Origin of the sequence: Sulfodiicoccus acidiphilus, assembly GCF_003967175.1 — an archaeon.
Lineage (GTDB): Archaea > Thermoproteota > Thermoprotei_A > Sulfolobales > Sulfolobaceae > Sulfodiicoccus > Sulfodiicoccus acidiphilus.
In genome coordinates this window covers 1,873,873-1,886,857 of the sequence record NZ_AP018553.1, presented here as the reverse complement: position 1 = coordinate 1,886,857, position 12,985 = coordinate 1,873,873, and the positions used below count along the sequence as shown (strand labels likewise).

Sequence of the window (12,985 nt, the reverse complement as noted above, 5' to 3'; positions counted from 1 at the left end):
AGTGAGGGACGGGAAAATCTAATACGTTGTGGAGCGATGCAGATCCTGGAACTCATCTACTGGCCTCTTGGACCCCGATATGGACGGTTTTGGATGATAACGTCAAAGCTCTTACTAACCCCAAGACTTCACCCCGTTCCTCCTCGAGAGATGGGGTATCAACGACGAGGACAACATTTTCCACGAACGAAGGCCCTCGCCCTTGAAGAGGGTCCCTACCCACTCTCCATCGAGCGCTAACGAATCCAACAGCATCTCCACGAAGGTAGGACTCAAAGTGGGCTGCGTCTAAGATTGTCACAAAATAGGGGGTAGAGGTGGCGGAAAGCCCTGCCGTTCGTGACGGGGAGGAAGTCGGCACTCATAGACACCAGACCGGTAGTCCCTGTGGAAGACCCGCAGGCGAGCTGAAATCGTCACTTGATCATCTACACGAACATCTCCCATCCTTGAGTTCGAGTCCCCACCACGAAGTATGGCTCCTTTACCACCACTAGGTCCCCGCCTTCCGAACTTGGCGACCCCACCTTGCCCACTTTACTCCCTTCGTCGTTTGTGGTACGCTCGCCAACGCCCTGGTTCTTGTAGGCCTGCTCCCCATCATCTTTGACGTTCACCTCGGTTGCTCTCTCAAGCAATCCATTCACCCCCTTCACGTCACCGAGACTCGCCGCTTTAACTTAGCACTATTCTTTGGCTTCCCTGTCACACTGGGCCGGTCTCAAACTACAAGCGAGGAGCTTCGCAAACCATGTGAGGAAAACGTGGGCGAGAGATCGAGGGTAAAGCTATTATCTTTCCTTTCCTCGCTTTTAATGTGTTCCTGGAAGCCGACGGGATAGTCCCGGACGACCTGGGTCCGCTAGGAGTGTTCAAGTTCAGGGACCCGTCCCTAAACCTAGATTCGGTAGTTGTGGTTGACACCGCCCCCCACGGCGTCGCGGCCGGAGGGGTGAGGATGCTGGGTGACGTCACGGTTAAGGAGGTCGCCCAACTGGCGAGGGTAATGAGCTACAAGTTCGCCACCTTCGACATTCCTATAGGGGGAGCCAAGGCTGGCGTACTTCTGGATCCCAGGGACGGGAGGAGGAGAGCTGCACTGAGGTCCTTCGGCAGGTCAGCGGCTTCCCTACTGAAGACGGGGCTCTACGTCCCAGGTGAGGACATGGGGACCAACGCCGAGGACTTGGCGCAGATCTACGACGCCGCCGGAGTTAAGGACTTCTCTCCATCTCCCCTGGCGACGAAGGTGGTGGACGGGCTACCACTGGAGGATCAGTTCACTGGGTTTGGCGTAGCCGTCTCAGCCAGGACAGCTCTCGAGTTGGCGGGGATGGAACTGAATGGAGCTAAGGTCGCGGTGGAGGGGTACGGCAAGGTGGGAAGAGGAGTGGTGAGGGCCATCCACAGGATGGGAGCTAAGGTTGTGGCGGTGTCCACCGTTGAAGGTACCCTATATTCCCCCGACGGGCTCGACGTGCAGAAGCTGGAGTCCATGAGGAGGGAGTACGGGGATTCCCTGGTCCTGCACTACGGTCTACCTCCTCTAAGGAGGGAGGACCTCTACTCGCTTGACGTGGACGTGCTCGTTCCAGGGGCTAGGATGCACGTCATAGACGGGGCGAGACTCCGCTCCGTGAGAGCCAAAGTCATAGTCGAGGCCGCCAACGAGCCACTGACCGAAGAAGCGGAGGAACTCGCCTTCAGGAGGGGAATCCTCGTTGTGCCTGACCTCGTGGCTAACGCTGGCGGGGTGTTGTCTGAGGTCATGGCCAGGGCGGTGGGAGTCAACGACGAGTCAGCTATATTCAAGTTCCTAGAGCAGACTATATCGTCGAAGGTGAGGGACTCCCTCTCGGTGGGGAGGCCACCCAGATTAGCCTTAATCGAGGAGGCCAGGAGGAAGTTGTTGACACCTACGAGCGTGACTGACCCAGTCAGGGAACTGGAGAGGAGGTTCGGTAAGTGAAGTCCATCGCGTTGGTCTCTTTCCTGGCTCTGGTTGCGGTGAACCAGCTCTCCTGGATAGAGTTCTCGTCCATAACCAACTTCGTGGCGGCTACCTACCACGTCTCCGCCTTCGACGTGGGACTCTTCGTCATACTTTTCCCACTCGTCTACATACTCACTTCTCTGCCAGTCGGGTGGTTCATAGACTCCAAGGGACCCTACCTATCCGTGACTTTGGGAGGAGCGTTGATGACTGTCTCCTCTTTCGTTAGGCTGGCTCACGGACTATTCCCACTTGTGATTGGACAGTTGGGAATAGCTGTGGCTCAGCCCTTCCTATTGAACAGCACAGCGAAGTTCGCAGAGTCGTTGTATCCAAGTAGGGCGTCCCTAATCATCGGGGCGGAGACGGCGGCGGTCTTCGTGGGCATAGCTTTGGGCCTAGGTGTCCCTCCCCTGGTACTGGGGGATTTCCTCTACTTTCTGCTGGCTTCTGCCGTGACTAGCCTCGTCTTCACAGCGTTGTCCCTTCCCTCAACGAAGTACCCCTTCGTCGTGTTAAAGGGGAGGGGATCAGTTCACTTAAGGGAACTCTGGCCGGTCTACTACGTTGTGGGGGTGGGCATGGGGCTATTCATAGGGGTCCTCACGTGGATAAGCCAGATCCTGGCTCAGTTCTCCGACGCACAGGTGGGATTGGTGGGAACTTCCTTGGTGTTGGGGGGAATGATAGGGAGCGTGATCCTACCTGCCGTAACCTATAGGACAGGGAAGGTCAGACTCCTACTCGCCGTCTTGCCGGCCGTTGTAGTGCTCTCCGCCATCTACGCGTTGGTCTCTAGCCTATACGCTCAGGTAGTCGTGAACGTAGCTCTGGGGTTCCTCATGGTGGGGGCGTTCCCTGTGCTCATAGACCTGGCCGCATCCATAGACCCGAAGCAAGCTGGAGTAGTGAACTCAGCGGTGTGGTTCTTCGGGAACTTGGGAGGAGTCGCGATCCCCCTCGGAGCCTTTCCTCTCCTTTCCGGCGTCTGGATTCACTACTCCGTACCCATGATCGCGAGCTCCGCTTTATTGGCAGTGGGAGTAGCCTTCGTCCCGAGGCTCAAGTCGCTCGAGGAAGTGGGGCACAGCTGAGGGACTCCGGGGAGGGGTGGCTGAGTCGTCGAAATCCAAGGAAAACGTTTAACAACTAGTCACAACGCGGCTGAGTCGTTTTCCGGGGTCCCGTTCAACGGTAACAAATCTTTTATAGACAAATTCCCCCGATCATCAATCAGTCATGGTGTTGTATGACGGTGAGGTGAGAATCAAGGGCAACAGGGCTGCCGTACTGGCTCAGCTTCTCGACCCCTTCAAGTTGGCTGGAGTCCTCGGTTTCGTGCAGTTGATTGGAGTGTACGATCGGGAGAAGAAGATGTACGTATCGCTGAGCGACTCTTCAGAGGGCGTAGCGGACGACTTCAGGGTCGTGTACTGTTTATGGTCACCTGACTCCAAACCGATCGCCTTCGCGGGTATCATGAAGGGCCCCTACCTCACTGCCGGGGCGACGGAGGTTTCAGGCTGGTCGGACGACGGTAAGTTCAATTGGCGACTAACGACTTACATCCGAGAGCACGCGGGAGAGATCGCCCTCAAGGTAGTGGTGGACGTTTCGATGCAAGGTGGAGGGTTCGATAAATTGTTGGCAAGAAACAAGACCGACGTGGGAAGGATCGCGGTTGAGAGACTGACCTCTTACTTCACCACGTACTTCAGGGAGTCTCGAGGGCCCAACCTAACGGAGGTAGGTAAGTTCCAGGGGAGTCTCGAAATGGCCCTGCAGAAGGTTAGGGAAATCGCTAAGCAGATCGCGATGGGAGGTGTGGTAGTTAGAGGAGGGGATTTCGCGCTCCTCGTCACAGTGTGCGACGGTGAAATCAGGAATTACAGGCTCCACTCCAAAGGGGAGGTCCTGAACGGGGAGGAGGTCCTCAGTAAGCTGGTCTTCCTGGAAGGCGAAGTCGAAGTAGTGGGCCTGGAGATACCGCTCCTCGACCTCCTGGAACACAGGAAGGTGAGAAGGTGAGGGTTTCCAGGTCAATAGACCTCCATCCAAGCGGGAAGGATCCGCTCTGGAGGGCGCTGTCGGATCCAAACTACGTGTTCCCGAGGCTTTTCCCTCCAGTGAAACAGGTGCACCAGGTCGGAGGTTCCTTCAGAGGTGACGGGAAGTTCATAGGCTCTAGTTTCGTGCTCAACATATACAGGGAGGTTCGAGGGGACGAGGTGGCGTACCACTTCGTCCTCACTACAGGAGGGAAGGAAGGTTCAGGGGAACTGCTCATTAAGTTCGCTGACCGACGAGTTCTCCTAGAGTTTCAGTACTCTGGATGGATGGAAAATGTCTCTGGAATTTTCTTCGTGAGGAGGTGGTTCGACGGTTTCCTAGGGAAAGTTGTGAGTGACTCCCGTAACCTCGATCTTGGGGCTGGGGTGTGATCTCTATTTGTGCGGTCTCCTCGTGTATACCGTGGCTTCCCTCTCTCGACTACCGGTGGGAACTCCTCCGTTCGGGGATAACGTGTAGGGCTCCTCACTTTTTCAACATAGGTCCGTCGAGGTTGCTCCCTCTGCGGCTATTCCTCGTCTGAACGATCTCCGCCCGCCCAGATCGAGTTACGGTTGAAGCCGACACCGTCGTCACCCTCACCTAGGTGAAGGAGGTTCGAAGGATCCACCGCTGTTCGAACTAGGGAAAAGACCCTTCAGCGTCCACAGAGGGACCTGACTCCAAGCCGAGGAGGAACTGCCCTGGAGGAGTCTTTCCGTGGCCTGGAGTTGTGAGAGAGCGATGGAAGTTCCATTTACTCTGCCTGGGAGGAGTGAACTTGATCTCGCGTTTGAGGTCCAGTTGATAAATCGACTTCCGAGTCACTCTCGCGTCTAGTATTATCGAAAGCAAGGAGGACGGAGGTATCACCCCCCGATCGGGAGAAAGAAATCTATGGTTCCCAAACTGAAGGAAACTGTGGAACTCCTGGTCAACCTTGGGAGGAGCCTCGTCGCCACGGCCCTGATCTTAATGGTAATTTCCGCCATACAATACTTCACCAACCAAGGGCTGTCTAACCTGACTTCGACCTACACTTTCTTCCTGCTGTTGGGCGGCGTAATATTGGTCGGAGTGTCTAGGGACTCCTCAAGTTGAGGACCTTCCCTTCCTCTAGGTCCCTACTAACTTCCTCAACGTCCTTAACCGAGTCTATGGACCTCCAGTAGGAGTGTGTCTTCACTGCCCTGAGGAGACCCTTAGAGGCCAGTTCAGGGAACGTGGTCTTCTCCAAGTCCCCCTTGTCGGGCAGGTACTCCACCACCCGCGGACTCATGAGGTAAACTCCGGCGTTTATCCAGTAGTCGCCCAGAAGAGGTTTCTCCTCGAACCTAACCACGTGATCGTCCTTAGTGTAGACCACACCGTAGGGGCTCCTCAGGGGGACTAGAACCATGGACGCCACTTCGCCGTTCAGAGACATAGACGCCACTTTTACGTCGGTGATCACGTCACCGTTCACCACCAGGAACTCCTCGTTCAGGAGGTGAGCGGCGTTCTTCAGGGCTCCCGCCGTCCCCAGGGGTTCGTCCTCCACCGAAAACGCGACACTCACTCCCAATCTCTTCCCTCCGCCCAAGTACTCTATCAGCCTCTCCCTCCTGTAGCCCGCCAGCACTACGAACGACCTTATTCCCTGCTCTCTGAGCCAGAGTATTTGCCACTCTATTATCGGTCTCCCAGCCAGTTCAATCAACGGCTTCGGCTTGTCCTCAGTGAAGGGTCTGAGACGTTTCCCCTGCCCCCCAGCCAGTATGACAGCTTTCATTTAGACGGCCTCCACCTCCCAACAAAAAAAGCTCAACGGAGTACCCTCTGCAGCCAGGCCTCGGCCCTCCTGTATAGCCTGGTTCGAAGCACCCACCTGGCTGGGGAGTAATAGGTCCTCAACTTCACCAGAGACAGGAACATCATGGTGGCCGTCTTTACAACCCTTCCGGAAACTTTCCCTCCGTCCTTGTGGACCCAGGTGACTGGTACTTCCACCACTTTGTAACCTCTCCTCACGAACGAGTAGATCAAGTTCACGTCGAAAAGCCAGTCGTTTATCACCAGTTCGTCCAGTACCTCCAGGGCCTTGGAGCTCTTCATCACCTTCAGCCCGGCCTGGAAATCGCTGAAGTCCATCAAGGACGGGAAGAAAGCCTTCGTAGTTACTATAAACGCGTGGTGAAGGAACTTCCTCAAATTGGGAAAACCGACGAACTTCCTGTTGGCTACAACCAGGTCCGCCCCTTTCGTAGCGCTCACTACCTCCACCAACTCCTGAAGGGTGACTGGCATGTCAGCGTCTAGGAAGGCTATGAGGTCCCCTTGGCTCCTCCTGATCCCCTCCTTTATCGCTCCCCCTTCCCTAGCCTCTCCTTGCTCACCACTAGCTTCACAGGGTAATTCCGTACCACGTCAGGGGTGTGGTCGTCTCCATCGAAGACGACGATGACTTCAACGTCCCTCAAACTCGACGTCAGTTGGGAGAGGGTCTCCCTTATTCTCTCCCCTTCGTTGTACGCTGGAACTACGACGGTGAGCACGGGAGAATGTCAGGTTTCTACTTAAAAGTGTATCTCTTCTATATCTAGTGGAGAACTTGACTATCCACTTCGTCGGGAATGATTCGAAGCGATGTAAGGTGAAGTTCCTACTCTAACAGATCGATCCTCACACGAAACGGTAACTCTCAATCTTCTTTCCGGAACCCGTACAATAATTCGGTTCCCTGTGGTTCCTCGAGCAGCAGCGAGGACAAGTGATACCCTACGTCCGCGAGTGAGACGAAATTCGATTGGACTCGGATTGGAACCTGGGGTCAGCCGAGGACCCGCTTCGTGTACACTTGTGGGGACTCTCCCGTACTTCGGCCCCCACGTTTGAAGACGTGTCAAGTCGACCATTCCAAAGGGACGAATAGTCCTAAGCGCTAGAGGAATTCGTGGCGAGTATTTCGAAGAATGTTGGGTGGTTAGAACACGAATCGTGGTTCAACTTTAGATACGGCATAGGGACTTCTCGGAACAGAAAACGTGTTAGAACACGAATCGTGGTTCAACCGGTTAAAAGGCAACGAAGACCTCCAGGGTAAGCTCGTGATTTATTGTAATAAAGTAAATGGGTACCACTCGTTTTCGTTGGGTCCGTCGAAAGTGAAATTGGCCGACTCTCCGTACAGAATGGCTAGGCTTTCGTCGATTTGTAAAATTTCGCGAGTGGGCGTGTTCTCGATCGGGTTCAACCGGATCGACGAACGCGTGGAGGTCGAGTGGCCGTATCCTCACCCTTTGTACGACCAATTTGGAACAACGTTTATATCGAAGAAGTAAAGGTGACCTACGCGTGGAGTTCAGCTTAGGTTCTACCACAGTCGTCCTCATGAAGGGAGACATAACCGCGCTTGAAGTCGACGTCATAGTTAACGCCGCCAACTCTTACCTGGAGCACGGAGGAGGGGTGGCCTTGGCGATATCGGAGAAGGGAGGACCTAGGATACAGAGGGAGAGCACGGAGTACGTGAGGAAACACGGGCCCGTTCCAGCCGGCAGCGTAGCCGTCACAAGTGCGGGCAGGCTGAGGGCCAAATACGTAGTCCACGCTGTGGGTCCCATCTACGGAGTTGAGGGGGACGACAAGCTGGAGTCCGCGGTGAGGAACTCGATCCTTAAGGCCATGGAACTTGGAGCAAAGAGCGTCGCCCTTCCAGCGATATCTACGGGTGCTTACGGCTACCCATACGAGAGGTGTGCACTCCTCACGGCGAGGGTGTTGAGGGAGTTCAGGGAGGCCGGCCTCAGGATAGTGGTCTGTATATACACCGATGAAGGATTCGAGGTCTTCAGTCGGATTTTCCGGAAGGAGCTCGGGTCCCCATAGGATCTCAAGGATGAGGGGTTTTGCCCCTCGGCGACACTTATATATACAATGGACGTCTAGTTTAAGGCAATGAGGAGGGAGGACGGTTACTACATCGCCTTCGTGGTCGCTGTCTACGTCCTACTCCTGCACTCCTTCGTCACCGCGGGACCGTACCAGGTGGTGGACACTGAACCCCCTCCAACTTCACCCACGCCACCCACCTTCTGGACTTACTCCGGGTATGGAGGTGGCGTCGTCGTCGGGCTGCTCAACTACCTGATTTACTACCTGACCTTTATTGGAGGATATCTGGCTTTCGTCAAGTTCTCGACGGTGGCGCCGTGCGTGGTTGGCACCTTGGGCCTCTACTTCGTCATGAGGACTAGGGGAGTCAGGGGGTGGCCTCTTTACGTTCTTCCCCTCCTCTTCGGCTTCAACCCTTACGCCTCGTACATAATCAGGGAGGGTGACGGACCAGGAGTACTCATGGGTATGAGTTTCTTGCCTCTGGTTTACCACTTCGGGGACAGGTTGGCGTCCAGAGGGAACTTAAGGGACTTCCTCATGCTCACGAGCACTCTCGCTATCGCCCAGTTCTTCTTCTACCAGTCCTTCGTCTTCTCTGCCTTCGTGCTTCTCCCTCCTTTGCTGAAGTCGAGGTCGGTAAAGTTCCTCGGGTCCGCCCTCACCTCTCTCGGCCTCGCCTTCCTTTCCGAGCTGAGCGCAGAACTCTCAGCGTACCTCTTCGCCTACCCGGCAGCGGTTCCGTCGGTGGTCTTGAGTGCGAAGGTCAGGGCCTTCTCCCTCGACGTAGTTCTGTTGCCCCTCTTCGCCCTACTCCTGTCCTCCCTCTACTTCCTCTCTAGGAGGTGGAGGAGGACTCCAGAGTTCCTCTATTTGGAAGTAGCGCTAGCTTTCCTGATCGGCTTCTGGCTCGTGGCCTCTCGGGGAGGTGTCTACCCTCCCCTGATAGGGGCGATAGTGGCACTCTTCACCGGCTTCTCCTCCAAGGTGGGTGAGCTGGCCTTCGTCCTCCTAGCCCTGGCCCTCTCCTACGTGAAGGCGCGTCCTCTCACTGCCTTCGTGTTCGCCGTCCTGGTCCTGGGTTCCGTCACAGGCGTTGCGGCTCTAGCCACGTTCCCCATGTCTCAGTACGAGGTGTCCCACTCCCTCTACGACGTGGCCCACTACCTAGATGGGAGGACGTCAGGGTACGTGGGTGTCTACTACACCGACTGGTTCACTTCCCTCTCCAACAACGTGCAGATATCCAAGGAATTGGCCATGGCCAACCTAGTACCCATGGGTGTAAGGGTGACTCAGGGAGGGCTCTCGGCCGAGGAGCTTGGCTCGTACGGTGTACAGTACTTGGTGACCACCGGAGAGGTAAACGAGCCCGGCCTCACCTTGCAGTACGCCGCGCCTCCCTACTACGTTTACCTCAACAGGGACTTCAGATCGATCGCGTTCTCCGCGTCGGGGGATCCGCTGAACATCACCCTCTCACCCTACTCTATAGTGGTGTGGGGGAACTCGAGCCGGGCCTTCGTCCTGGTGAGATACTCTCCCTTCTGGAACGGCACTCTTCCTAACGGTACAACACCCCTAGTTCCCACGATCATAGGGCAGGGAACCTTCACTGTAATTCCCATGAAGCACGGCAGAGGAGTCACCACGTTCACGGCCGCCCCACTCATGGAGTCGTCCCTCTGGGTGGACTTGGCTGTGAACCTGGGCCTGGCAGTGTTCCTAGCGGCGTCCTTGAGAAGGCCACTGACGAGGAGCGTAAGTGCGGGTGGGGCGAACGGGCGAACTAGAAGGGAGAAGGAAAGGAGGTAGACACTTTGGTGGTGCTTTAGAAACGGAGGGACTTCCCTTGCGTCCGTGGCACTGGGGGCATGGAACTCCAGAGAGTTCAGGGACGAGCTGCCTAACGGGGAGTTCTGGAAGTAGTCGGTGAAAGCGTACGTCGACTTCCTACTAGGACCTAGCTTAACGGACGCGTCCTGATTCTTCCCAGTTACCGTCGCCGAGTTGTGTGACCTTGAACCGCGACGCGTTTCGGACCCAACCTACTAAGTGTACGTTATCCCCTTCTTCACGCTACAGGCGAGGTGGAGGAAGAAGTGGGAGACCTCGCCTTTTTGGGGGAGCCACTCGCGTCGTGCCCGATCGAGGCCCTGAAAAGATTAATAGTCGACTCAATGTAAATCGACTGTGAAGTTCGCGTCGTTGTCGCTGTTGGTCCTAGCGACGTTAGTCGCTGCCACCGCTGTCGCAGCCCAATGGAGTCAAGGAGGCGGCCTCCTCGCGGAGGTGCTCGCCAACTCCTCCTCCCCGCCCAGCGAGGTCGTGCCCCCGACGCTAGTTCCCGAAGGTAACTGGACCCTCATGGCAGGTGTCAACTCAACCTATCAGGCCACGGGCGTCCTCTACGACGAGCCTCTCGTCCCGCCGATAGACGTGAAGTTCACTGTGGAGGCGTTGTCTGGTCCCTCGGGACAGGCCGAGCTCTTCCTAGTTACACCTAATCTCTCTAAGTTCCTCACCGTTTTACTAGAGGCCAACCCAGAGAACGGTCCCTATTACGGGGTTTGGGTCAACTACGACGGGTCCGGAGTTCCGTACAGCTCTGAAGGAGTCGAGATCTACGGTTCTCCCACCTTTGACGTGGCCTACACCTTCAACGTGTCGGTGGGAGTGAACGGTGAGGCCACGGTCAACCTGAGCCGAGGTGGGACGAACCTGGCCAGCTACACCTTTTACCTCGGTTCTGGAGAGTTCTACTTAGTCCTCGGACAAAGGACAGGCCTTCCCTACGCACAGGTTGGTCCAGAGGAGTCGCTCTGGAGCCCCATCTGTGTCGACGGCCAAAGGGTGTATCTGGCGGCGAATGGAGCGTATCCTTCAGTCGCTCCGCAACAGACGACGGCAGAGATCGTGGGAACTCCTTCTGAACCGTTCCAAGCGCTCAACACCTCGACAGCCTACGTTGGGACCAACCTCTGGAACTTGGCTCCCAACTCCCGCGGGGAAGTTTCCATGTACGTGAATTCCTCCGGTCTGACGACGCAAGTGGAGTTGTGCGAGGCCTTCCAGGGGGCGAACGAGGGAGGAGTTGTGGGCTACCCCGAGGTCGACTACGGAGAGCTCTTCTACAATCAGGGCGGGACATGGATACACCCCGGCTCTCCTCAAGAGAACTTAACTTTCCCAGTCAGGCTTTCAAACTTCGAGTCCGGAGATTACGAGGCCACAGTGGGATACGTTCTCAGTAAGTCCACCGCTCCGTACGACTTCGCCTTCGACATTTGGATCTCCAACTCAACTCCCTCCGAAGACTGGAACGGCGCAGAAGTTATGGTCTGGCTCTCGCACACCGAGATCTACATGGGGACTTTTGTGAAGAGCGAATCCATTCCTACTGTAATTAACGGTTCCGTCCAAGAGGTGTCGTGGACCCTCTATACTCTGCCTCACGGAGGTTCCGGCTTTCCACTTTACATATGGGCGGCCAACCTAGGATCTGGACCTACGTTGGTGCAGGTCAACCTGTCTAGGATGATGAGGGACGCAGGACTACCTTTTAACCCGGACGATTACGAAGTCGTAGACGTGCAGCTCGGGTCGGAGATCAGGGTGAACACTTACCACGAAATCCAGTGGGAGTGGAACCTCTTTCAGTTAACACTCTCCAACGCCACTTCCTCGGTTCAAGTAATTGAGGGAAGGGGACTGGTTCCTGTTACTCCCAGCGGATGCGGTGCAGGGGCGGGAACTAGCGTACTGCATGTGCTGAAATCTTTCGTGCGTGGCATTAAACAGGACGTAAGTACTCTCTGGAACGGCATTAAACAGGACGTAAGTACTCTCTGGAACGGCATTAAACAGGACGTAAGTACTCTCTGGAACCGTATCAGAACCCTTTGACTGTATGTGGGAGAGCCCATTTCACCTCAGTTTCTCCGAGGTGGTGCACTGGGAATTCCCATTTCGGATCTATGTAGATCTGGGTAGAGTTTGGAGTGTAAAGGGGCAGGTCAAGGTCCCGACCTCCTAAAAAAGGCTTCCGATCTACGGGGATCTGAAACATTTTTATATTGTCTCGTTTATTTCCCATATGATATCATCAACCCTACGGTGGACCTCCGCCCTCCTAAAGGAGGTGTGGGGAAACGAGAAGAGCGTGGAGGTACCTCATCGTAGAGGTGCAATCGAAGCTGTGAACATGCTGATTAACGTGGGACTTGTGGTCAAACAAGGATCTTACATTCGCAAGGGGAGGCTGGACTACAAACCCGAACTGCTCCACCTCGAGCTCAGGAAGAGGTGCAGCGTCTCGGAGAGGGGGGATAGAGCGCTGAGTGTCAGACATGTGGCAGTGAGCCTCTCGGACGGCCTCTCGGAGAGGTTAGTCGAGTCGGCCAGGTTCCACGCCAAGGACGGGGCCAAAGTAGTTCGCCCTACCGCGATAAGGAGGTTCGACCCCACCGACCCCGCAAGGAAAGGCGGGGCGAAGTGGGAAGTGAGAGAGAGAGGTCCCAAACTCGTCAGACTGGCCGCTGTCTTCGAGCCTCCCTTGAAAGTTGGGGAGGTCGTGAGCTACGGACTCAACACGTGGGACATGGGGTACTTTCCGCTCACAGTGAGGGAGCTCAGGGAGAGGTACAACATGGACAGCAGTATGGAGGGTATCGCAGTGGGACAGCCAGCCCTGCACGTCGAACTGGAAGTCCAGTTTCCTTGGAGGCCGAGGGATCTCAGGGCAGTGAGGGCTGCAGTTGTAACTAACTCCGGTCCCCACGAGTTCGAACCCATTAAGTGCGAACACAGGCTGGTGGAGGGCGAGAGGAGCGCCACGCTAGAGACGTGGAACCCACCGCGGGGGATGTACTTCGTAGCGTGGAGACCCCCCGATGATTGAGGCTCCCTGGATCCCGAAGGTGCCGCTCCGAAGGCCACGCACCTGGTGACGATAGGATGAAACGCCGCCGGCCTTCCTCTAGAGGATCCCTGACCCTTGCCTCCCGAACTCTCGACTCCCTTTAACTCGTTTGGAGATCAAGGAACTGGAAGGGTTCGTAGATCTCTCCT

Annotated in this window: 11 protein-coding genes and 1 pseudogene; 9 read left to right on the top strand and 3 right to left on the bottom strand. The window is 56.0% G+C overall.

All coding sequences use genetic code 11. From position 1 onward, the window contains the following. Positions 1-428 precede the first annotated feature (428 nt). On the bottom strand, positions 429-638 hold the full coding sequence (locus HS1genome_RS09550; protein WP_126450780.1) for a hypothetical protein: 210 nt from the start codon (positions 636-638) through the stop codon (positions 429-431). Positions 639-817: 179 nt separating this feature from the next. Between HS1genome_RS09550 and HS1genome_RS09545 the strand changes: the two genes are divergently transcribed. The 5 genes from HS1genome_RS09545 to HS1genome_RS09525 all read left to right on the top strand — a co-directional run bounded on the left by HS1genome_RS09545 (position 818) and on the right by HS1genome_RS09525 (position 5,143). Then, positions 818-1,969: a Glu/Leu/Phe/Val family dehydrogenase gene (locus HS1genome_RS09545; protein WP_126450778.1), complete on the top strand. Its 1,152-nt coding sequence runs from the start codon at positions 818-820 to the stop codon at positions 1,967-1,969. After that, positions 1,966-3,087: an MFS transporter gene (locus HS1genome_RS09540; RefSeq protein ID WP_126450776.1), complete on the top strand. Its 1,122-nt coding sequence runs from the start codon at positions 1,966-1,968 to the stop codon at positions 3,085-3,087. The genes HS1genome_RS09545 and HS1genome_RS09540 overlap by 4 nt, the downstream gene beginning before the upstream one ends. A 145-nt stretch (positions 3,088-3,232) precedes the next feature. Then, a complete protein-coding gene (locus HS1genome_RS09535; protein ID WP_126450774.1) occupies positions 3,233-4,021 on the top strand; it encodes a hypothetical protein in 789 nt (262 codons plus the stop codon). Next, on the top strand, positions 4,018-4,434 hold the full coding sequence (locus HS1genome_RS09530) for an STK_08120 family protein (RefSeq protein ID WP_229768147.1): 417 nt from the start codon (positions 4,018-4,020) through the stop codon (positions 4,432-4,434). Before HS1genome_RS09535 ends, HS1genome_RS09530 begins: the two co-directional genes overlap by 4 nt. A 505-nt stretch (positions 4,435-4,939) precedes the next feature. Beyond that, positions 4,940-5,143, top strand: coding sequence for a hypothetical protein (locus tag HS1genome_RS09525; protein WP_126450772.1), 204 nt, complete (start codon positions 4,940-4,942; stop codon positions 5,141-5,143). On the opposite strand, the gene HS1genome_RS09520 is transcribed toward HS1genome_RS09525, so the two are convergent. Next, positions 5,124-5,813 (bottom strand): nucleotidyltransferase family protein, encoded by a 690-nt coding sequence (locus HS1genome_RS09520; RefSeq protein WP_126450770.1) that lies wholly within the window; start codon positions 5,811-5,813, stop codon positions 5,124-5,126. The two genes, HS1genome_RS09525 and HS1genome_RS09520, sit on opposite strands and share 20 nt — an antisense overlap. 32 nt (positions 5,814-5,845) lie before the next feature. Then, positions 5,846-6,576 (bottom strand): annotated as a pseudogene (locus HS1genome_RS09515) (glycosyltransferase). Positions 6,577-7,411: 835 nt separating this feature from the next. Here HS1genome_RS09515 and HS1genome_RS09510 point away from each other — a divergent pair. The 4 genes from HS1genome_RS09510 to HS1genome_RS09495 all read left to right on the top strand — a co-directional run bounded on the left by HS1genome_RS09510 (position 7,412) and on the right by HS1genome_RS09495 (position 12,815). Continuing rightward, the gene (locus HS1genome_RS09510) at positions 7,412-7,909 is read left to right on the top strand and encodes a macro domain-containing protein (protein WP_126451398.1); all 498 of its coding nucleotides are present in this window, start codon (positions 7,412-7,414) and stop codon (positions 7,907-7,909) included. Positions 7,910-7,978: 69 nt separating this feature from the next. After that, positions 7,979-9,730 (top strand): hypothetical protein, encoded by a 1,752-nt coding sequence (locus tag HS1genome_RS09505; protein ID WP_126450769.1) that lies wholly within the window; start codon positions 7,979-7,981, stop codon positions 9,728-9,730. Positions 9,731-10,108: 378 nt separating this feature from the next. Further along, positions 10,109-11,821: a hypothetical protein gene (locus HS1genome_RS09500; protein ID WP_126450767.1), complete on the top strand. Its 1,713-nt coding sequence runs from the start codon at positions 10,109-10,111 to the stop codon at positions 11,819-11,821. A gap of 190 nt (positions 11,822-12,011) precedes the next feature. Beyond that, positions 12,012-12,815, top strand: coding sequence for a hypothetical protein (locus tag HS1genome_RS09495; protein ID WP_126450765.1), 804 nt, complete (start codon positions 12,012-12,014; stop codon positions 12,813-12,815). Positions 12,816-12,985 lie beyond the last annotated feature (170 nt).